Origin of the sequence: Streptomyces sp. NPDC000075, assembly GCF_040301925.1 — a bacterium.
Lineage (GTDB): Bacteria > Actinomycetota > Actinomycetes > Streptomycetales > Streptomycetaceae > Streptomyces > Streptomyces polychromogenes.
The window spans coordinates 1-20773 of record NZ_JBEPFL010000031.1; the positions used below are offsets into that span (position 1 = coordinate 1).

Below are 20773 nucleotides of genomic sequence, written 5' to 3' on the forward strand. Positions count from 1 at the left end.
TTTTTTTTTTTTTCTTGTTTTTTTTCTTTCTTTCCTTCCCTGGCCCTCACCGGGTGGCCCGCCGGGCCCCCCCCCCCCCCCCCCCCCCCCCACCGGTGTATCCGCTTGAGTTCTCCCGCGGCGGGTCACCGGGCCTACGGCGACCGCCAGGAACGGGAGAACGGGGGTGCCACTCGTGCGGATCGGACTGCTCACCGAAGGTGGTTATCCGTATGCGGCCGGAGAGGCGGGGCTCTGGTGCGACCGGCTCGTGCGCGGACTCCCGCAGCACGAGTTCGAGCTCTACGCGCTGAGCCGCAGCGCCGAACAGGAGGAGCGCGGCCGGGTCCCGCTCCCCCCGCACGTCACACGCGTGCGCACCGCCCCGCTGTGGGCCCCCGCGGACGACGGCCGGACCCACTCCCGGCGCGAGCGGCGGCGCTTCGCCGACTGCTTCCGGGAGCTGGTGCGCGGCATCTGCGACGGGGGCGCGCCCCCCGCCGGCCCCGCGCCGGCCGAAGCCTTCGCGGCCGGGCTGTACGGGCTCGCCGAACTCGCCCGCGAACAGGGCGGGATGTACGCGGCCCTGCGCTCGGAGACGGCGGTACGGGCCCTGGAGGCCGGCTGCCGGGCCCCCGGCGCGGGCCGGACCCTACGGCAGGCGCGGGTCCCCGACCTGCTGGAGTTCGCCGACGGACTGGAGCGGCTGCTGCGCCCCCTGTCCCTCGACTGGTACGGGGAGCCCGGGCTCGGCGCCGTCGACGTCTGCCACGCCGCCGCCGGCGGGGTGGCCGCCCTGCCCGGGCTGGTGGCCAAACGCTTCTGCGGGGTCCCGCTGCTGGTCACCGAGTACGGGGTGCGGCTGCGCGCCCACTACCTCGGCCAGGGGCCCGACGCCAGGCCCGCCGTCCGGGCCCTGCTCGCGGCCTTCCACGTCCGGCTGGCCGGGGAGATCTACGCCCGCGCCGACCTGCTGACCCCCGGCAACGCGCACGCCCGCCGCTGGCAGGAGCGCTGCGGGGCGCCCCGGGAGCGGGTGCGGACCGTGTACCCCGGGATGGAGGCGGACCGATTCGCCGCCGTCGGCGAGGACACCGGCTGCGGGGACCCCGACACCCTGGTGTGGGTCGGGCGGGTGGAGCCGGCCAAGGACCTGATCGGCCTGCTGCACGCCTTCGCGGAGGTCCGCCGGGCCGCCCCGCGCACCCGGCTGCGGATCTTCGCCACGGCCGCCGCGCCCGGCTACCTGGCCGACTGCCGCTCGCTGGCGGCGCAGCTCTTCCCCGACGAGGCCGCCGACGCGCGGACGGTGGGGGAGAACCCCGTCGGCTTCGACGAGGTCGGCGGGCCCGAGGCGCCCTCGGTGGCCGACGCGTACGCCGCCGGGCGGATCGTGCTGCTGTCGTCGGTGATCGAGGGGTTCCCCATCACCCTCGTCGAGGCGATGCTGTGCGGCCGGGCCACGGTGTCCACGGACGTCGGGGCCGTCTGCGAGGTCATCGGCGGCACCGGTCTCGTCGTACCCCCGCGCAACCCGCGTGCCCTGGCCGACGCGTGCGTGGCCCTGCTGGGGGACCCGGAGCGGGCCCAGCGGCTGGGGGCGGCGGCGCGGGCGCGGGCGCTGGAGCTGTTCACGGTGGAGCAGAACGTGTCCGCCTTCCGGGAGAGCTATCTATGGCTGCTGGCCAGGGGCTCCGCCCGGGCGGATGGGGAGGTTCCGTTCGCCCGGCCGGCGGAGGCCGTGGTGCCGGGGCACTGGACGACGCCGACCTGGACCGCCGCCGAGCCGTCCCGAGCCGACCGTGCCGGGGCCGAGGGGGCGACGGTATGACGACGTCGGACGTCGCGGGTGCGGCGCCGTTGCCGGGGGTGCTGCCCCCGGACCCTCCGCCGGCCACCGCTGGGGGTGCCCCCGGCGCCTCGGTCGCCGGCGGGGCCGGAGCCGGCGGAGCCGGTGCGGCGCCGCTGCCCCCGGGCGCCTCGGTCGCCGGCGGGGCCGGGTCCGGGCCGGCTGCGGACGCGGGTGCCCCGAGGGCGGTGGCCGTCGGCCGGCGGGGTGGGGATCCGGTGAAAGCACTGCTGCACCGGCACCGGGAGCTCTGTGAGCGGGCCGTCGACGCGCTGGAGGTCGCCGCCGGGCTGGAGGCGTGCGGGATCAGTGACCGGACCGCCGCGCGGTTCCGGCACCGGGACGTGTTCTCGCTCGCCGAGGAGCTCTACGCGCGGACCCCGCGCGGCGAGGAGCCGGCCGACGGGCCCGCCCCCGCCGCCACGGGGGGCCGGGCGGTGGTGCGCCGGTTCGGGTGCGCGCTGCTGCCCGGCGCCCTCGGCTGCGCGGCGGCCGCCACCGGGATGCCGGGGGCCGGGCTCCTCGCGGGGCTGCTCGCCGCCGCCGCGCTCGTGTGGCCCGGGCGGGCCGCCGGGGGCCGGTTCCCCCTCACCGCCCACCTGCTCGCGGCGGCCGCCGCCGGCTGGGCCGCTCACCGGCACGGCCCCGCCCTCGGCGCGGCCCTCGCCCTGGCCGTGGCCCCCGGCCACCTCACCGCCGTCCTCTACGCCGCCCGCGCCCGGCGCCGGCTCGCCGGGAGCCGGGCCCTCGACGAGTTCGCCGCCCGGGCCCGGCCCCCGCTGGCCGGAGCGGTCCTGCTGTCCACCGCGGCCGCCACGGGGGCCGCCGCGCTCGTCGGAGCCGCCCCGGCCACGGCCGTACCGCTCGCGGTGCTGCTGTTCCTGGCCCGGCTCCTCCTCGGCCACGGCGCCCACCGCGCGCCGGTGGCCGCGGCCCTGGCGCTCGCCCTGGTCCCCGTCCCGGCCGCGGTGTACGCGGCCGTCGCGGGACTCCTCGTACACGCCTTCCTCGCGCTGTCCCGTGCCTCCGCACACGCGCGCACCTGAGCGCCGTACCCCTATGACCGACCCCACCCACCCAAGGAGAAACAGGATGACCGGCCAGCCAGCCAACCGAGGGGCCGCACGATGAGGGTGCTGCTGATCGGAGCCAACGGTTACCTCGGCCGCTACGTCGCGGACCGCCTGCTCGCCGACCCCGCCGTCCAGCTCACCGCGCTGGGCCGGGGCGACGACGCCGACGTCCGCTTCGACCTCGCCACCGGCAGTCCCGGCGCCCTCACCCGGTTCCTGGACGCCGTCCACCCCGGCGTCGTCATCAACTGCGCGGGCGCCACCCGGGGCGGGGCCCGCGAACTCACCCGCCACAACACCGTCGCCGTCGCCACCATCTGCGAGTCCCTGCGCCGCAGCGGCTGCGGGGCCCGGCTCGTCCAGCTCGGCTGCGCCGCCGAGTACGGGCCCAGCCAGCCCGGATCGTCCACGGCCGAGGACGCCGTCCCGAGACCCGGCGGACCGTACGGGGTCAGCAAGCTCGCCGCCACCGAGCTGGTGCTCGGCTCCGGGCTGGACGCCGTCGTCCTGCGGGTGTTCTCACCCGTCGGCCCCGGCACCCCCGCCGGATCCCCGCTCGGCCGGCTCGCCGAGGCCATGCGGCGGGCCATGCAGTCCGGGGACGGGGAGCTCAAGCTCAGCGGGCTCGGCGTACAGCGCGACTTCGTCGACGTACGTGACGTGGCCCGCGCCGTGCACGCCGCCTCCCTGTCCGCCGCCCAGGGCGTCGTCAACATCGGCACCGGCCGCGCGGTCCGGCTGCGCGACGCGGCGGCCGTCCTCGCCCGGGTCGCCGGGTACGGGGGCGCCCTGAACGAGCTCGACGTCCCGCACGGCGGACCGCACAACACCCCCCAGCACGGCCACCCCGGCCGCCCGCAGGGCCTCGCCGGCATCGGCTCGCCCCGCTCCGAGGCCACCGCCGAGCAGCTGACCGGCGGGGCCCCGCAGCCCTACCCGTACCCCGACGGCTGCGGCGCCTGGCAGCAGGCCGACGTCCGCACCGCCCGGGACCGGCTCGGCTGGCGGCCCCGGATCAACCTGGAGGAGTCCCTCGCGGACATCTGGATGGAGGCCGCGTGCCGTATCTGACCACCCCGCCCGGGGCCACGGCGCCCGCCGCCACCGAGTCCGGCCGCCTCGGCCTGGGCATCCCCGGCTACGCGCACCCGCTGCTCGCGCCGGTCGAGTGGGCCGAGCTGACCCGCCCCGGCACCCCGCTGCACTGGGCCGTGCTCAACGTCGCCGACGGCCCCGGCGGGCGCCCCGACCCGCACTGCACCGAGGCGGCCGGGAAGCTGCGCGGCGCGGGCGGCACCGTCCTCGGCCACCTCGCCCTGCGGCGCGGCCACCGGCCCTTCGGCGAGCTGGTCTCCGACGCCCACCGCTTCCGCGACTGGTACGGGGTCGGCGGCTTCTACCTGGCCGAGGCCCCCTCGGACCGCGCCGACCTCGCCGCGGTCCGCCGGCTCACCGACGCCCTGCGCGGGCTCGGCGAGGACCTGCGGATCGTGCTCGGCCACGGCACCCACCCCTGCGAGGGCTACCTGGAGGCGGCCGACCAGCTGGTCACCTTCTCCGGGGCCTGGGCCGACTACCGCTGGTCGCAGGTGGCGGAGTGGACGGCCGACCATCCGCCCGAGCGGTTCTGCCACCTCGTCCACGGCGTGCCCCGCACGCACCTGGAGGAGGCGGTGCGCATCGCCCGCTGGCAGGGGGCCGGAACCATCTGGTTCACCGACCGGCGGGCCACCCCCGACCGGGACCCCTGGGAGTCGATGCCCGGGTACTGGGACGAATTCGTCTCACGGATCGGACCGGGTGTCTCGGAATGAAGAAGGGCGTGGCAGTGTTACGGGAAGAACCACCGTTCAGACTTACCCATCTACGGAGTCCCCGTGTCGCTGCCACCCCTGGTCGAGCCAGCTGCTGAGCTCACCGTTGACGAGGTCCGTCGGTACTCCCGCCACCTGATCATCCCGGATGTCGGGATGGACGGCCAGAAGCGCCTGAAGAACGCCAAGGTGCTGGCCGTGGGCGCGGGCGGCCTCGGCTCGCCCGCCCTCATGTACCTGGCAGCGGCCGGCGTCGGCACGCTGGGCATCGTGGAGTTCGACGAGGTCGACGAGTCGAACCTGCAGCGCCAGATCATCCACAGCCAGTCGGACATCGGCCGCTCCAAGGCCGAGTCCGCCCGCGACAGCGTGCTGGGCATCAACCCGTACGTCAACGTGGTCCTTCACGAAGAGCGGCTCGAGGCCGAGAACGTGATGGAGATCTTCAGCCAGTACGACCTCATCGTCGACGGCACGGACAACTTCGCCACGCGCTACCTGGTCAACGACGCCTGCGTGCTGCTGAACAAGCCGTACGTCTGGGGCTCGATCTACCGCTTCGACGGCCAGGCCTCCGTCTTCTGGTCCGAGCACGGTCCCTGCTACCGCTGCCTCTACCCGGAGCCCCCGCCGCCGGGCATGGTCCCGAGCTGCGCCGAGGGCGGCGTCCTGGGCGTGCTCTGCGCGTCCATCGGCTCCATCCAGGTCACCGAGGCCATCAAGGTCCTCACCGGCGTCGGCGAGCCGCTCGTCGGCCGCCTGATGATCTACGACGCCCTGGAGATGCAGTACCGCCAGGTCAAGGTCCGCAAGGACCCCGACTGCGCGGTCTGCGGTCCGAACGCGACCGTCAAGGAGCTCATCGACTACGAGGCCTTCTGCGGCGTCGTCTCGGAGGAGGCCCAGGAGGCCGCCGCCGGCTCCACGATCACTCCCAAGCAGCTCAAGGAGTGGATCGACGCCGACGAGCCGATCGAGATCATCGACGTCCGTGAGGTCAACGAGTACGAGATCGTCTCGATCCCCGGCGCGAAGCTGATCCCCAAGGGCGAGTTCCTGATGGGCACCGCCCTCCAGGACCTCCCGCAGGACAAGCGGATCGTCTTGCACTGCAAGACGGGTGTCCGCAGTGCGGAAGTCCTCGCGGTCCTCAAGAGCGCGGGCTTCTCCGACGCCGTCCACGTCGGCGGCGGCGTGATCGGCTGGGTCCACCAGATCGAGCCCGAGAAGCCGGTCTACTAGGCCTGCCCCGGAGGGGTCGTACCGCTCGGCGGTACGGCCCCTTCGTCGTTCCCCGTCCCGGGGGTGCACACCGTGTTCGCCGCCGGCACCTTCCCGTCCAGCAGGTAGGCGTTCACCACCCGCTGCACGCAGGGGTCGCCGCTGTTGTAGGCGCCGTGTCCCTGCCCCTTGAACGTGAGCTCCACGCCCACGCCCTTGCCCAGCCGCTCCACCATCTTCCGCGCGCCCTCGTACGGGGTCGCCGGGTCGCCGGTGTTGCCGACCACCAGGATCGGCGCCGACCCGGGCGCGGAGACGTCCGGGGTCTGCCAGGCTCCGGCCACCGGCCAGCCCGTGCAGCTCATCAGCGCCCAGCCCAGGAAGTCCCCGAAGACCGGGGAGGCCTTGCGGAACTCCGGCAGCTTCGCCTTGGTCTCCTCCAGGCTGTAGCGGTCCTTGGAGTCGGCGCAGTTGATGGCCGTGTTGGCGGCGCCGATGTTGCTGTAACGGCCCTGCTGGTCCCGTCCGTTGAGGAGGTCGGACAGGGCCATCAGCAGCTGCCCCTGCCCGCCCTCGGCCTCGTCCAGGCCCTGCTCCAGCAGCGGCCACAGCTCCTTGGAGTACAGGGCCTGCGCGATGCCGTTCGTCGCCATCGTCTCGGTCAGCATCCGGTCGCCCGTGCCGGGGATGGGCTTGGCCGCCAGCTGCTTCTGGAGCTTGACGATGTTCTCCTCGATCTCCTTGGCCGTACTGCCCTGGAGCCGGCACTGGTCACCCCGGTTCACGCAGTCCTGCGCCCAGTTGCCGAGGGCCAGCTGGAAGCCCTTCGCCTGGCCGAGCGCACCCTGCTCGGAGTCCTTGGTCGGGTCCACGACCGCGTCGAAGACGGCCCGGCCGACGTTCTTCGGGAACAGGTGCGCGTAGACCCCGCCGAGTTCGGTGCCGTAGGAGATGCCGAAGTAGTGGAGCTTCGGGTCGCCGAGGGCCTGGCGGATCCGGTCGAGGTCCCGGGCGGCGTTCTCGGTGCCCACGTACGGCAGCACCTTGCCGGATCTGGTCCGGCAGGCCTGTTGGTAGGTGCGCAGGCCGTCGGTGAACGCCTTCTCCTGCTCGGGGGTGGCGGGGGAGGAGTCCTGGGCGTAGTACGCGTCCAGCTGCTTGTCGTTCTCGCACAGCACGGGGGCGCTGCGGCCGACCCCGCGCGGGTCGAAGCTCACCAGGTCGTACCGGGTGCGCAGGGTCGCGTAGTCCTTCGCGGCGCCGGGCAGGGTGGTGATCCCGGAGCCGCCCGGGCCGCCGAAGTTGAAGACGAGGGACCCGAGCCGTTCCTTCGGGTTCCTCGCCTTCGCCCGGATCAGGGCGAGGGGGATCGTCTCCCCCTCGGGCTCGGCGTAGTCGAGCGGGACGTCGAGGGTGGCGCACTGCCAGTCCGCGGGCGGGGCCTGCCCGCCGCCCTCGGCGGCGTCGGGCGCGGCGCACTCCCCCCACTTCAGGGGTTTCGCCTCCACGGCGCCCCCGGCCGGGGCCTTCTTCGTACCGCCGCCGGCGGAACAGGCGCTGCTGGTGAGCAGCGCGGCGGCGAGGGCGGCGGCAGCGGCGGTCCGCAGGGCGATCGTCGGCATACCCCCATCGTGTGCGCCCGGCCCGCCCTCCGCCCGCTGACGGTCCAGGCGGGTGACCCGGCGGCTCAGACGGCCGCCAGGACCTCGCGGGCCGCCGCGCGGCCCGTGGCGACGCAGGCGGCCACGCCGACGCCCTCGTAGGCGGCCCCGCACAGGCCGAGACGGGGGAGCTTCGCGGCGGCCTCGCGGATGCGGGCGACGCGGTCCCGGTGGCCGACGCCGTACTGGGGCAGGCCCCGGTCCCAGCGGGTCACCCGGGCCGCGACCGGTTCGCCCAGCGGGCCCGCCGCCCGGTGCAGTTCGCCGACGGCGCGGCGGACCAGGTCGCGGTCGGACAGCCGCAGCGGGGCCTCCTCGCCGATCCGGCCGACGGAGGCGCGCAGGACGAACAGGTCCGGGGCGGCGGCCCCGAGCCAGGCCCATTTGTTCGACAGGAAGGAGGCCGCCTTCAGCGTCCGTCCGTCCACGGGCGGGACGAGGAAGCCGTTCCCCTCCGGGAGGTGCTGCGCGTGGGCGCGGGAGAAGGCCAGGGTGATCACGGCCGTGGAGGCGTGCGGGATCCCCGCGAGCTCCTCCCCGGCGAGCGGCGCGTGCGGGAGCAGCAGTTCGGCCGCGGCGAACGCGGGCAGAGCCAGGACGACCGCGTCGGCGGTCAGCGTCAGCGGCCCGTCTGCGGTGTCGGCCCGTACGCGCCAGCGGCCGGACGGGCCGGGGGACAACGCCCGCACCGTGGTCCGGGTGAGGATCCGCGCCCCCGACGCCGCCGCGACGGCCTGCGCGAAGCGCCCGGTCCCGCCGACGACGCCCTGCACGGCGACGGCCGGTCCCGCCGGGGGCGTCGTGCCGGCCGGCCCGGCGGCGGGGGCGTCAGCCGCCGGCCGCGCCGGGCCGGCCGGTCCGGCCGACCGCAGGCGGGCCAGGGTTGGGAGGAGGGGGGTGCCGTGTTCGGCGATCGCCGCCAGGCGGGGCATCGTGGCGCGCAGCGAGAGGAGGTCGGCGCGGCCCGCGTAGACCCCGCCGAGCAGGGGTTCGACCAGCCGGTCCACCACCTCCCGGCCGAACCGGTCCGTGAGGTACGCGGCGACCGAGCAGTCCCCGGCCAGGGGCGCGGCGGGCAGCTCCGCCTCCCGGGCCGCCCGCTCCACCCCCTCCGGCGAGAGCAGCCCCGTACCGGCCAGCGCGGCCGGGTCGGCGGGCACGCCCATGACGTGCCCGGCGGGCAGCGGGCGCAGCGCGCCGCCGCTCCACAGGGTGGTGGGGGAGGCCGCGGGATCGCACAGCTCCCCGCCCAGCCCCACCTCCCGCGCCAGCCGGACCGCCTCGGGGCGCAGCGCCATCAGGGACTCGGCGCCCTCGTCCACCGGGACCCCGGCGAAGGCGGTGGTGCGGAGCTTGCCGCCGACCCGGGAGCCGCTCTCCAGGACGGTCACGTCCGCCTCGTCGCGCAGCTCCCAGGCGGCCGCCAGACCGCTGATCCCGCCGCCGACCACGATCACCGAAGGCTTCACAGCTCCCTCTCCGCTTCGTTCCCGGCCCCCGTCAGGGACCGCAGTTCCTCCTGGTACGGGAAGGAGCCCGGCTCGTACCCGCAGTACGGGTCCTCCCCGAGCACGTCCCCGCCTGCCCCGTACGCCCGCGCCCGCGACCCCCCGCACACCGGCTTGAACTCGCACGCCCCGCACCGGCCGCCCAGCAGCGAGGTGTCCCGCAGGGCGGTGAACAGCGGGGAGCCCCGGTAGATCTCCGTCAGCGGGCGGTTCTTGACGTTCCCCGCCGGCACCGGCAGGAAGCCGCTGGGGTGGACCTCACCGGTGTGGGACACGAACACGAACCCGCGCCCCGACGAGACGTCCAGCGGCGGCCGGCGCGCCGCCCGCCGCTCCCCCTCGAAGAGCCGGGCCGACGCGGCGCGGGCGTGCAGCCGCCCGTACAGCGGTCCCAGGACGGGGTGCTCCCCGCGCGCGTCGAGGACGGCGCGCTGGAGTGCGACCCGGCGGAAGTGGTGGCCCTCGGTGGTCTTGACGGCCAGGACCGCGCCGCAGTCGTGGAGGAAGTGCAGGACGTCCTCGATCGCCGCGGGGGTCAGCGGGTCCAGCCGCCGCGCGCGGCCCGTGGGGACCAGGAGGAAGGCCGACCACAGCATGGCGCCCTCGCGGCGCACCAGCGCGGCGATGTCGGCCAGGTCCTCCAGGCCGTCCCGGCTGGCCGTGGTGTTGATCTGCACCTTGAGGCCGAGCGCGCGGGCGGCCCGCCAGCCCTCCAGGGTCCGTTCGAAGACCCCGGGCACGCCCCGGAAGGCGTCGTGCCGGGCGGCCGTGGAGCCGTCCAGGGAGAGGGAGACGGCCACCGCCCCGGCGTCGCGGACCGCGCGCAGGCTCTCCGGGGTGAGGGTGGGGGTGCCCGAGGGGGAGACGGCGACGCGCAGGCCCAGGGCGGTCCCGTACGCGATGAGCTCGGTGAGGTCGGCCCGCTGGAAGGGGTCCCCGCCGGTGATCACGAACAGTGGTGCGGGCCGGCCGAAGTCGGCCACCTGGTCCATCACCCGGCGGGCGCCGGCCCCGTCGAGCTCCTCGGGGTGCCGGGCGGTCCGCGCCTCGGCACGGCAGTGCAGGCAGGCCAGCGGACAGGCCCGGGTGGCCTCCCAGATGACGAGGAAGGGCCGCTCGGAGACGGGGTGCCGGGGCCGGCGCAGGACCCTGGCCGGCTTCACGAGACCCGCTCCCAGCCGCGCCGGTCCGGACGGTTGGACGTCAGCCGGGGGTCACGCCGGCGGTAGACCACGAACGGGCGGAAGAGGTACTTCAGCGGCGCGGAGAACATGTGCACCAGCCGCGAGTACGGGATCAGCGCGAACAGGGTGAACCCGAAGAGGACGTGCAGCCGGAAGGCGAGCGGGGCGGCGGCCATCAGCCGGTAGTCGGGGGAGAGGGCGAACAGGCCGCGGAACCAGACCGAGACGCCCTCGCGGTAGTTGTAGCCGTCCGTCTGCCCGGTCGAGTTGAGGACCGTCGCGGTCAGGCCGAGTGCCAGCGCGCCGAGCAGGACCGCGTACATCAGCCGGTCGCCGCGGACGCGGGCCTTGCGGACGGCGGGGGTGCGCAGGCGGCGCCAGACGAGGACGCCGATCCCGGCGGCGGCGGCCACGCCGGCGACGGCGCCGGTGGAGACGGCCATCAGGTGGTAGGCGTGGTCGTCGAGGCCGACGGCGTCGGTCCAGCTCATCGGGATCAGCAGGCCGACGACGTGCCCCGCGACGACGAAGGCCATGCCGAAGTGGAACAGCGGTGAGCCGATGCGCAGCAGCCGGGACTCGTGCAGCTGGGAGGAGTGGGTGGTCCAGCCGAAGGCGTCGTAGCGGGCGCGCCAGACGAGGCCGGCGAGCAGCAGGGCGACGGAGACGTACGGGAACACGCCCCACAGGAGGAGGTCCATCAGGCCGTCTGCCTTTCGGGGAGGGTGGCCGGCCAGGGGAGGTCGACCGGTACGTCCACCCCGGGACCGCGGGGTTCGAGGGGGTCGAAGGGTTCGAGGGGGGAGCCGAAGCCCACCAGTTCCTGCGGCGGGCCGCCGCGCGCGAGGGCCTTGGCCTCCGCCTTCGTCCGCGGGGAGGCGCCGGGCAGGGTGGTGCAGACCGCCTCCAGCACCCGCGCGTACGGGGATCCGTACTCGGTGAGCGCGAGCCTCAGCAGCTCCAGCCCGGCCCGGTGCTCCTGGAGCAGCTCGGTGCCCGCCTCCTCGCGCAGCGCGGCGAACTCCAGGGCGACGGGCAGGAAGTCGGGCAGTTCCTCGCCGGTGAACTCCAGCCCGAAGTCGCGGTAGATCCGCTTGAGCCGGACCAGCGACAGGCCACGGCGGCGGGTGTCCCCGTCCGCCCACCACGTGAGGTAGAGGCAGCGGCGGTTGCGGGTGTCGAAGGTGGAGGTGTACTCGGCGCACAGCTCGACCGGGCCCAGCGTCTCGGTGTGGTCGAGGAAGGCGCCGAGCAGCGCGGCCGGTTCGGCGGGGGCGCCGGCCAGGGCCCCGCGCAGGCGCGGGAGTTCGTCGTGGAAGCGGTCTCCGGGGTACTGCAGTACGCAGCCCGCGACCAGCCGCACCAGGGCCTCGGGGGTCATGCGCTCCTCCTCGTGGGGCTGATGTTGAGCATGACGCGGGACGGGCCGCCCTCGGCCCCGGCGACGGGGCAGCCGTCCTCCAGCGGGTGCGACGCGGCGAGGGCGTCGGCCTCGGAGCGGGCGGCCGAGGGGATCACGAACCGGTCCTCCTGCTTGGCGACGGCCAGCAGCCGGAACATGTCGTCCAGCTCGGCGCCGGTGAGCCCGACGGCCGCCGCGACGGACTCGTCCGCCGGCTCGCCGAGGTTGATCCGGCGCATGTAGGCGCGCATCGCGGCCATCCGGCGCAGTACGGCCTCGACGGCGTAGGTGTCGCCGGCGGTGAGGATCTCCGCGAGGTACTCGACGGGGATGCGCAGCGCGTCGACGGCCCCGAACAGGTTGCCCGCGTCCTCGCCGTCCCTGCCGGTGGCGGCGACCGCCTCGACGACGGGGGAGAGCGGGGGCACGTACCAGACCATGGGCATCGTCCGGTACTCCGGGTGGAGCGGGAGGGCGACCTGGTAGGTGGCGATCAGGTCGTACACGGGGGAGCGGCGGGCGGCGTCGAGCCACTCGTCGGTGATCCCGGACGCGCGGGCCGCCGCGATCACGGCGGGGTCGGCCGGGTCGAGGAAGCATTCGAGCTGGGCGGGGTAGAGGTCCTGCTCGTCGGCGACGGCGGCGGCCCCGGCGACCCGGTCGGCGTCGTAGAGCATCACGCCGAGGTAGCGCATGCGGCCGACGCAGGTCTCCGAGCAGACGGTCGGCATGCCGACCTCGACGCGCGGGAAGCAGAAGGTGCACTTCTCGGCCTTGCCGGTCTTGTGGTTGAAGTACACCTTCTTGTACGGGCAGCCGGTCACGCACATCCGCCAGCCCCGGCAGCGGTCCTGGTCGACGAGGACGATGCCGTCCTCCTCCCGCTTGTACATCGCGCCGGACGGACAGGAGGAGACGCAGGCCGGGTTGAGGCAGTGCTCGCAGATCCGGGGGAGGTAGAACATGAAGCTCTGCTCGAACTCGAAGCGGATCCGCTCCCCGACCTCCTCGCGGATCTTCTCCACGACGGGGTCCTTCGCGGCGTGCTCGGGGGCGCCGCCGAGGTTGTCGTCCCAGTTCGGACCCCACTCGACGGTGTCGAGGGGTTCGCCGGTGAGTTGGGAGACGGGGCGGGCGGTGGGCAGGTCCTCGCCCGCCGGGGCCTCGGTGAGGTTCTTGTACTCGTAGGTCCAGGGCTGGTAGTAGTCGCCGATCTCGGGGAGGTGGGGGTTGGCGAAGATCCCGCCGAGCTTCTGGAGCCGGCCGCCGGCCCGCAGCCGCAGCCGGCCCGAGCGGGTGCGCTCCCAGCCGCCCTTCCACTTGTCCTGGTCCTCCCAGCGGCGGGGGTAGCCCTGGCCGGGGAGGGTCTCGACGTTGTTGAACCAGACGTACTCGGTGCCCTGCCGGTTGGTCCACGCCTGCTTGCAGGTGACCGAGCAGGTGTGGCAGCCGATGCACTTGTCGAGGTTCATGACCATCGCGACCTGTGCCATGACGCGCATCTGTCTAGTACTCCACCTTCTGGTCGCGGCGGCGGATGACCGTCACCTCGTCGCGCTGGTTGCCGGTCGGGCCGAGGTAGTTGAAGGCCCAGGTCAGCTGGGCGTAGCCGCCGATGAGGTGGGTGGGCTTGAGCATCACCCGGGTCAGCGAGTTGTGGATGCCGCCGCGGCGGCCCGTCTTCTCGGTCTTCGGGACGCCGACCGTGCGCTCCTGCGCGTGGTTCATGTAGACCGTGCCGGGCGGCATCTTGTGGGAGACGATCGCGCGGGCGGTGACCACGCCGTTGCGGTTGACGGCCTCGATCCAGTCGTTGTCGCGGACGCCGATCGCCTCGGCGTCCTGCGGGGACATCCACACCGTCTGGCCGCCGCGCCCCAGCGTCATCATGTACAGGTTGTCCTGGTACTGGCTGTGGATGGCCCACTTGTTGTGCGGGGTGAGGTAGCGGACGGCGACGGTCTTCTCGTCCACCGGCCCGATCCGGGGTTCCCCGTACAGCCGGTGCATGTCCAGCGGCGGCTTGTAGACCGGGAGGGACTCGCCGACCTCGTGCAGCCAGTCGTGGTCGAGGAAGAAGTGCTGGCGGCCGGTGAGGGTGTGCCAGGGCTTGAGGTGCTCGGTGTTGACGGTGAAGGCGGTGTAGCGGCGGCCGCCGGACTCCGAGCCCGACCACTCCGGCGAGGTGATCACCGGGACGGGGCGGGCCTGGGTGTCGGCGAAGGAGATCCGCTTGCCCTCGGCCTCGGCGGCCAGGTGGGCCATGTGCGTGCCCACCTTCTTCTCCAGGGTCTCGAAGCCCTGGACGGCCAGGCGGCCGTTGCTGGTGCCGGAGAGGGAGAGGATCGCCTCGCAGGCCTGCCGGGCGGTCTCCAGGCGGGGCCGGCCGGCGGCGGCGCCCGCGCGGACGGTGCCGTTCTTCGCGCCGAGGTGGGCGACCTCCTCCGCGACGTCGAAGGTGATGGCCTTGGTCGTCACCCCGAGGGTGTCCACGAGCGGGCCCAGCGCGGTGAACTTCTCGCCCACCGCCCCGTAGTCCCGCTCGACGACCGTCAGGCCGTACATGGTCCGGCCGGGTACGGGCTCGCACTCGCCCTTCGACCAGTCCAGCGCCACCCCGCCCGGCTGGGCCATCTCACCGCCCGGGGTGTCGTGCTGGAGGGCGGTGGCCACCAGGTCCCGGCGCACCCCCAGGTGGGTGCGGGCCAGCTCCCCGAAGCGCTCGGCCAGGCCCCGGAAGGCGTCGTAGTCGGAGCGGGCCTGCCAGGGCGGGTCCACGGCCGGGGTGAAGGCGTGCAGGAAGGGGTGCATGTCCGTGGAGGACAGGTCGTGCTTCTCGTACCAGGTGGCCGCGGGGAACACCACGTCCGACAGCAGGGTCGTGGACGTCATCCGGAAGTCCATGGTGGTCAGCAGGTCGAGCTTGCCCTCCACGTCCTCCTCCCGGTAGGCGACGTCCCTCGGGGTGCAGCGGGGGCCGTCCTCGGGGAGGTTGGAGTGGGTGCCGAGGAGGTGCTTGAGGAAGTACTCGTTGCCCTTGGAGCTGGAGCCCAGCAGGTTGGCCCGCCAGACGTTCAGCACGCGCGGCCAGTTGCGCGGGGCGTCCGGGTCCTCGCCGGCGAAGCCGAGCGTGCCGTCCTTCAGCGCGCGGACGGCCTCGCCCACCGGGTCCTCCCCCTCGCCCAGGTCGAGGGGGTTGCGGTCGAAGGTCGGGTAGGACGGCATCCAGCCCATCCGGGCGCTCGCGGCCAGGCAGTCCGCCCCGCTCATGCCCTCGAAGGCGCCGGTGCCGAGCGGGGAGGCCAGCGCCCCGGCGGGCAGGGTGTCGTACCGCCACTGGCCGGTGTGCAGGTAGAACCAGGCGGCGCCGATCATCTGGCGCGGCGGGCGCGACCAGTCGGAGGCGGCGGCGAGGGTGGCCCAGCCGGTCACCGGCCGGCACTTCTCCTGTCCGACGTAGTGGCCCCAGCCGCCGCCGTTGCGGCCCTGGCAGCCGGTGAGGGTGAGCAGGGCGAGGAAGGCGCGGTAGATGGTCTCGGAGTGGAACCAGTGGTTGGTGCCGGCGCCCATCAGGATCATGCAGCGGCCCTGCGACTGCTCGGCGGTCCGCGCGAACTCCCGTGCCACGCGCACCGCCTGGGCGGCGGGCACGGAGGTCAGCGACTCCTGCCAGCCGGGGGTGCCGGGCTGGGACGCGTCCTCGTACCCGGCCGGCCAGGTGCCGGGCAGGCCCGCGCGCGGGACCCCGTACTGGGCCAGCATCAGGTCGAAGACGGTGGTGACGAGCCGGTCGCCGAGGCGGCGCACGGGCACCCCGCGGCGGACGGTCCCGCCGCGCTCGTCGTCCTCGAACCGGGGCAGCACGACCTCGGCGGCCTCACCCTCGTCCAGGAGCGTGAGGCGGGGCACGGTGTCGCCGAGGTCGAGGTTCCACTCCGGCTTCTCGTTCTCGCCCCAGCGGTGGCCGAGGGTCCCGTTCGGCACGACCGGCTCACCGGTCACGTCGTCGACGAGGACCGTCTTCCAGCGCGCGTTCTCGGTCTCCACGCCCAGGTCGGCGGCGGTGACGAACTTCCCCGGAACCAGGCCCTCCGCCGTTTCGCGCAGGGACACCAGGAAGGGGAGGTCGGTGTACGCGCGGACGTAATCGGTGAAGAAGGGGGTCTGCTCCTCGACGAAGAACTCCTTGAGGATGACGTGCCCCATCGCGAGGGCCAGCGCGCCGTCCGTCCCGGGGTGGGGGTGCATCCATTCGTCGGCGAACTTGGTGTTGTCGGCGTAGTCCGGGGAGACGGCCACGACCTTCTGCCCGCGGTAGCGCGCCTCCGCCATCCAGTGTGCGTCGGGGGTGCGGGTGACGGGGACGTTCGAGCCCCACATCATCAGGTACGCGGCGTCCCACCAGTCACCGGACTCGGGTACGTCGGTCTGGTCGCCGAACACCTGCGGGGAGGCCACGGGCAGGTCGGCGTACCAGTCGTAGAAGCTGAGCATCGGCGCGCCGATGAGGGAGTGGAAGCGGGCGCCGGCGGCGTGCGAGGCCATCGACATCGCGGGGATGGGGGAGAAGCCGGCGACCCGGTCCGGGCCGTGCTCCTTGATGGTGTGCACGTGCGCGGCGGCGACCAGCTCGGTCGCCTCCTCCCAGGTGGCCCGCACCAGCCCGCCCTTGCCGCGGGCCTTCTGGTAGCGGCGGCGGCGCTCCGGATCGGCCTGGACGTCGGCCCAGGCCAGCACGGGGTCCTTCAGCCGGGCCTTCGCCTCCCGGTACATCTCCAGCAGCGTCCCGCGCACGTACGGGTAGCGCACGCGGGTCGGCGAGTACGAGTACCAGGAGAACGAGGCACCGCGCGGGCAGCCGCGGGGCTCGTACTCGGGGCGGTCCGGGCCCACGGAGGGGTAGTCGGTGGCCTGGGTCTCCCAGGTGATGATCCCGTCCTTGACGAAGACCTTCCAGCGGCACGAACCGGTGCAGTTCACGCCGTGCGTCGAGTACACGACCTTGTCGTGGCTCCACCGGTCCCGGTAGAAGGCCTCGGCGGCCCGCCCGCCCGTGCGGTGGACGGTGCGGAGGTCCTCGGAGACCTCGGTGTCGGTGAAGAAACCACCGGCGCGCCGGGCACCCTCGACGGCGAGGGAACGGAAGGGACTCTCCTGACGCGCGTCCAAGACGACCTCCAGGGCGGAAAACAGGGGGATGGGGAGGGTCGATTTCCGGCCCGTATCCGACGCTACGCCCGGCGGAAAGCGGAACCCGGTGACAAAGGTCCCCATTGCCCGTGACCTCTTTCCGGTCTTTCGGGGGCCGAGTGGGTGCGAAGCTGGAGTGACCCCAACTGCGTGCCGGCGCCGCTGAATTACGCGCCGGAATTCCACTTTCGGGAAAGGCGACGGACATGACCTACCGCTGGATACCCGACCAGCACGGGGCGTGGGCCATGCTGGCGGTGCCCTTCCTGGCGGGGACGTTCCTCTCCCCGCACCCGGGGTGGGCGCACGCGGCGCTGTTCGCGGCCTGGCTGGCGGGGTACGCGGCGGCCTTCCACGGCCAGCAGTGGCTCCGGCTGCACGCGCGCGGCCTGCGGTCGGCGCGGCGGCACGGGGTCCCGGCGGTGGTGTGCGGTGCGGCGGCGGGGGCGTTCGGCCTGCCCCTGGCGTACGTCCACCCCTGGCTCCTGCTCGCGGCCGCGGCCGCCCTGCCGTTCGTGGCGGTCAACACCCGGTACGCGTGGCGGGGCCGGGAGCGCGCCCTGGTCAACGGCCTGGCGGCGGTGGTCCCGGCCTGCGGGATGCTGCCGGTCGCGGCGTGGCTGGGGGGCCTGGGCCCCGGCGGGTCCTGGCGGGCGGGGGCGGCCTGCCTGCTGTACTTCGCGGGGACGGTGCCGTACGTGAAGACGATGATCCGGGAGCGGAGGTCGGCGGCGTACCGGCGGGGGTCGGTGGCCTACCACGCGGTGGCGCTGGCGCTGGCGGCTTTCCTCTCGCCCTGGCTGGTCCCGGTCTTCGCGGCCTGCCTGGCCCGAGCGGTCCTCCTCCCGGGCCGCGGGCTGCGCCCCGCGAAGGTCGGCGCACTGGAACTGGCCCTCTCGGCGGCCCTGCTGACGACCCTGCTGCTGACCTTCTGAGCGGGGCCGCCGCGCGGGGCCCCCGGGCGGGGCTGGATTTCGGCGCAGCGACATTCCAGCCCGCGCGGCGTTTGAGCGCACCGGGCGCGCAGCGCCCGGACCCGGAAAACCCGCGGAGCTAAATGGCTTCCTTGCGCGTCAGGTAATTGAACGAGATCCAGCCCGGCAGCACCGGCAGCCAGAACGTCATCAACCGGAACAGCAGCACCGCGGAGATGGCGACCTCCTTCTCCAGCCCGGCCGCGATCAGACCCAGCGTCAGCGTCGTCTCCACCGCACCGATGCCGCCGGGCGTCGGCGCCGCCGAGCCCAGGGCGTTGCCCGCGAGGAAGACCACCGCGATGCTCGCGTAGCTCAGCGCCGCCCCGCCCCCGAAGGCGCGGATCGAGGCGTCCAGGCACATCACGAAGCAGCCCGTCAGCAGCAGCATCCCGCCGATGCCCGTCAGCAGCTTCTGCGGCCGCTGGAGCACGTCCAGCATGCGCGGCACCACACCGGCGAACAGCGCCCGCACCCGCGTCACCACGAACTTCCGCAGGAACGGCACCGCCGTGACCACCAGCACCAGCACCGCCACCGTCAGCAGACCCGCGATGACCGTCCTCGACGGGGTCATCTCCGGGGTCTTCTCGGTCCCCGTCAGATAGCCGAACGACAGCAGCAGCAGGATGTGGCTGGCCAGCCCGAACAGCTGCGAGGCACCCACGCTCGCCACCGCCAGCCCCGGCCGCACCCCCGCCCGCTGGAGGAACCGCGTGTTCAGCGCGACCCCGCCGACCGCCGCCGGGGCGACCAGCTTCACGAAGGAGCCCGCCACCTGCGCGATCACCGTCCGCAGGAAGGACACCCGCTCGGGCACGAAGCCCAGCAGGCTCATCGCCGCCGCCACGTACGTGAGCGCCGAGAAGGCCAGCGCGGCCCCCACCCAGCCCCACTGCGCCTCGCCGACGATCGTCGCGAAGTCCACGTGGGCCAGCTGCGTGAGCAGGAAGTACGCGCCGAAGGCGCCCGCGATGAACGACACCAGCGTCCGCGGCCGGATCCGCTCCAGCCGGGCCGGCTCCACCGGGGCCTGGGGGCGGATCAGCAGCACCTGCTTGCGGATCTGGCTGAGCAGGTCCTCCTCCCGGGCCCCCTCCAGCGCGTCGTCCAGCGCCTTCTTCTCCGCCTTGCGCTCCGCCGCCGCCGAGGTCCCCGAGGCCACGCCCGTCCCGGAAGCCGCCTCCCGGGCCGCCTTCGCCGCCCGCGAGGACTCCAGTACGGCCTCCCGCTGCCGGTCGGCCCGCTCCCGGGCCAGCCGGCGCAGCGTGGCCCGGGTGGAGCGGCTCAGCGCGATCGGCTGGAGCAGCGGCAGGCAGTCCGCGACCGTGTCCGGCCCCAGCACCGACACCGCCGAGGCCACCGACCGCTCCGCGCCGACCCGCAGGCCGAGGGTGGTCAGCAGCTGCGCGACGTCCATCCGCAGCACGAGGTCACCGGCCGCGATCTCGCCGCCCCGCAGGTCCGTGAGGACGACCTTGCCGGAACGATCCACCACCAACGCGTCCCCGGTGAGCCGGCGGTGCGCGATCCGGCGCGACTGGAGGGCCCGTACCTGCTCCCACGCGTTGCGGCTCAGCTCGTCGGTGATCTCCTCGTCGGGGAGGGCGTCGAGGGTGCGCCCGCCCAGGTGCTCGTAGACGAGCATCACGGCGTCCGGGCCCAGCTCGGAGGTGGCGATCAGCTTCGGGGCGTTCGCCCCGGCCGCGATCGCCGCGTACGCGAGCAGGGCCTCCTGCTCCAGGGCCTGGCGCAGCGACTGGATGCTGCGCCGGGTGGTGATCCCGCGCAGGGTCAGCCGCCGCCAGACCCGGTAGAAGAACCCCTGCGCCTGCTGCTCGCGGTCCACGACGGTGACGTCCAGCGGCGGGCCGTCCTCCAGCGTGACGTGGTAGCGCCGGCCCCGGTCGCCGGTCTCGGCGGTGTCCCCGTCGGGGGCCTCCGCGCGCATCGCGCTGACCGGCTGGAAGCCGACCCGGCGCAGTCCGGCGAGGAGGTGCTGCCCGGTGGGGCGGACGTTCGGCGAGCCGACCGCGTACAGGGTCCCGTACGCGACGCTCCAGCCGATCAGCACGGTCAGGATGATCGAGAAGGGCGTGGTGTACCCGCCGACCAGCATCGCGAAGGCGTCCAGCAGCAGCACCACCCACAGCGCGACCCGCCAGCGCGGCCGCCGCGTCATCCCGACGGCGGTCATGTACGCGATCACGGGCGCGAGGTACCCGTGCACCGGGTCGGTGAGGGCCCCGTCGCCGGCGGCGCGGGTCAGCGCCTCCTGGATGGTGTCGGCGGCGCCCTGGGAGACCCACAGGTCGGTGGCGAGGGTCACCCCGTGCGCGAGGACGGCGGCGAGGACGCCGTCGGCGATGCGCAGCCCGTCGCGTTTGATCAGCCGCTCGATGGCGAAGGCGACGGGGACCAGGAGCACGGCGATGCTCGACACCAGCCCCGCGACCTTGATCAGCACGTCGGGCGCCTGGCCGGTGCCCTTGCTGATGTCGGCCTCCAGGCCCACCGTCGTACCGTGCGCGAAGGCGGCGATGCCGAGCACGACGGCGATGCCGAGGATGCCGACGAGGAGGCGTACGAGGTCGGAGGGGCGGTGCACGCGGGCGGCGAGCAGCGGCTCGTCCACCTCCACGGTGTCCGCCGCCGTCGGGGTGTGGCCGGGCGGGTCGTCGGGGTGCGGGTCGTGCGGGCGGGGCCGCGCGTGCGCGTCCCCGCCGGCGTCCGCGGCGGGCTCCCCGGGGCGTGTGGCATCCCCGTCGGGCGCGTCGTCGTGCGGGCGGGCACCCTCGCCCGCTCCCGCGCCGTCCGGAGGGCTCACACCCCGCTCCTTCGCCGTCACTTCCGTCTCTTCTTGATCACGTATCACCAGTCACCGCCCGGAAGATGGTGGCACGGACGGGCGCCCCCGC

General features: G+C 74.3%; 14 protein-coding genes. 6 read left to right on the forward strand and 8 right to left on the reverse strand.

Going from position 1 to position 20773, the window contains the following annotated elements; genetic code table 11:
* Positions 1 to 175 precede the first annotated feature (175 nt).
* From ABT403_RS29190 to moeZ, 5 genes are all read left to right on the forward strand, one after another.
* The gene (locus ABT403_RS29190) at positions 176 to 1810 is read left to right on the forward strand and encodes a DUF3492 domain-containing protein (protein ID WP_344164666.1); all 1635 of its coding nucleotides are present in this window, start codon (positions 176 to 178) and stop codon (positions 1808 to 1810) included.
* Positions 1807 to 2874: a hypothetical protein gene (locus ABT403_RS29195; protein WP_344164669.1), complete on the forward strand. Its 1068-nt coding sequence runs from the start codon at positions 1807 to 1809 to the stop codon at positions 2872 to 2874. The genes ABT403_RS29190 and ABT403_RS29195 overlap by 4 nt, the downstream gene beginning before the upstream one ends.
* Positions 2875 to 2955: 81 nt before the next feature.
* Positions 2956 to 3972 (forward strand): NAD-dependent epimerase/dehydratase, encoded by a 1017-nt coding sequence (locus tag ABT403_RS29200; protein WP_344164672.1) that lies wholly within the window; start codon positions 2956 to 2958, stop codon positions 3970 to 3972.
* Positions 3960 to 4715 (forward strand): spherulation-specific family 4 protein, encoded by a 756-nt coding sequence (locus tag ABT403_RS29205; RefSeq protein ID WP_344164675.1) that lies wholly within the window; start codon positions 3960 to 3962, stop codon positions 4713 to 4715. The genes ABT403_RS29200 and ABT403_RS29205 overlap by 13 nt, the downstream gene beginning before the upstream one ends.
* Before the next feature lie 63 nt (positions 4716 to 4778).
* A complete protein-coding gene (gene moeZ, locus ABT403_RS29210) occupies positions 4779 to 5957 on the forward strand; it encodes an adenylyltransferase/sulfurtransferase MoeZ (protein WP_344164678.1) in 1179 nt (392 codons plus the stop codon).
* Here moeZ and ABT403_RS29215 read toward each other — a convergent pair.
* The 7 genes from ABT403_RS29215 to ABT403_RS29245 all read right to left on the reverse strand — a co-directional run bounded on the left by ABT403_RS29215 (position 5954) and on the right by ABT403_RS29245 (position 16860).
* Entirely contained in the window at positions 5954 to 7558 is a 1605-nt protein-coding gene (locus ABT403_RS29215; RefSeq protein WP_344164681.1) for an alpha/beta hydrolase, read from the reverse strand. The genes moeZ and ABT403_RS29215 overlap by 4 nt on opposite strands.
* Positions 7559 to 7623: 65 nt before the next feature.
* Positions 7624 to 9066 (reverse strand): protoporphyrinogen oxidase, encoded by a 1443-nt coding sequence (gene hemG / locus ABT403_RS29220; protein ID WP_344164684.1) that lies wholly within the window; start codon positions 9064 to 9066, stop codon positions 7624 to 7626.
* Positions 9063 to 10268 (reverse strand): TIGR04053 family radical SAM/SPASM domain-containing protein, encoded by a 1206-nt coding sequence (locus ABT403_RS29225; protein WP_344164687.1) that lies wholly within the window; start codon positions 10266 to 10268, stop codon positions 9063 to 9065. Before ABT403_RS29225 ends, hemG begins: the two co-directional genes overlap by 4 nt.
* On the reverse strand, positions 10265 to 10990 hold the full coding sequence (gene narI / locus ABT403_RS29230) for a respiratory nitrate reductase subunit gamma (protein ID WP_344164690.1): 726 nt from the start codon (positions 10988 to 10990) through the stop codon (positions 10265 to 10267). Before narI ends, ABT403_RS29225 begins: the two co-directional genes overlap by 4 nt.
* Complete coding sequence (gene narJ, locus ABT403_RS29235; RefSeq protein WP_344164693.1) at positions 10990 to 11670, reverse strand: nitrate reductase molybdenum cofactor assembly chaperone; 681 nt, start codon at positions 11668 to 11670, stop codon at positions 10990 to 10992. The genes narI and narJ overlap by 1 nt, the downstream gene beginning before the upstream one ends.
* On the reverse strand, positions 11667 to 13193 hold the full coding sequence (gene narH, locus ABT403_RS29240; RefSeq protein ID WP_344164696.1) for a nitrate reductase subunit beta: 1527 nt from the start codon (positions 13191 to 13193) through the stop codon (positions 11667 to 11669). The genes narJ and narH overlap by 4 nt, the downstream gene beginning before the upstream one ends.
* Positions 13194 to 13197: 4 nt before the next feature.
* Positions 13198 to 16860 (reverse strand): nitrate reductase subunit alpha, encoded by a 3663-nt coding sequence (locus ABT403_RS29245; protein WP_344164699.1) that lies wholly within the window; start codon positions 16858 to 16860, stop codon positions 13198 to 13200.
* 227 nt (positions 16861 to 17087) lie between these two features.
* On the opposite strand from ABT403_RS29245, the gene ABT403_RS29250 reads away from it, so the two are divergent.
* On the forward strand, positions 17088 to 17816 hold the full coding sequence (locus ABT403_RS29250; protein WP_344164702.1) for a YwiC-like family protein: 729 nt from the start codon (positions 17088 to 17090) through the stop codon (positions 17814 to 17816).
* 118 nt (positions 17817 to 17934) lie between these two features.
* On the opposite strand, the gene ABT403_RS29255 is transcribed toward ABT403_RS29250, so the two are convergent.
* Complete coding sequence (locus ABT403_RS29255) at positions 17935 to 20730, reverse strand: lysylphosphatidylglycerol synthase transmembrane domain-containing protein (protein WP_344164705.1); 2796 nt, start codon at positions 20728 to 20730, stop codon at positions 17935 to 17937.
* Between the last annotated feature and the right edge of the window lie 43 nt (positions 20731 to 20773).

Coding starts and splice junctions, on each gene's coding strand:
- ABT403_RS29195 (WP_344164669.1), top strand. CDS start 1,807: ATGACGACGTCGGACGTCGCGGGTGCGGCGCCGTTGCCGGGGGTGCTG.
- ABT403_RS29200 (WP_344164672.1), top strand. CDS start 2,956: ATGAGGGTGCTGCTGATCGGAGCCAACGGTTACCTCGGCCGCTACGTC.
- ABT403_RS29215 (WP_344164681.1), bottom strand. CDS start 7,558: ATGCCGACGATCGCCCTGCGGACCGCCGCTGCCGCCGCCCTCGCCGCC.
- narI (WP_344164690.1), bottom strand. CDS start 10,990: ATGGACCTCCTCCTGTGGGGCGTGTTCCCGTACGTCTCCGTCGCCCTG.
- narJ (WP_344164693.1), bottom strand. CDS start 11,670: ATGACCCCCGAGGCCCTGGTGCGGCTGGTCGCGGGCTGCGTACTGCAG.
- narH (WP_344164696.1), bottom strand. CDS start 13,193: ATGCGCGTCATGGCACAGGTCGCGATGGTCATGAACCTCGACAAGTGC.
- ABT403_RS29250 (WP_344164702.1), top strand. CDS start 17,088: ATGACCTACCGCTGGATACCCGACCAGCACGGGGCGTGGGCCATGCTG.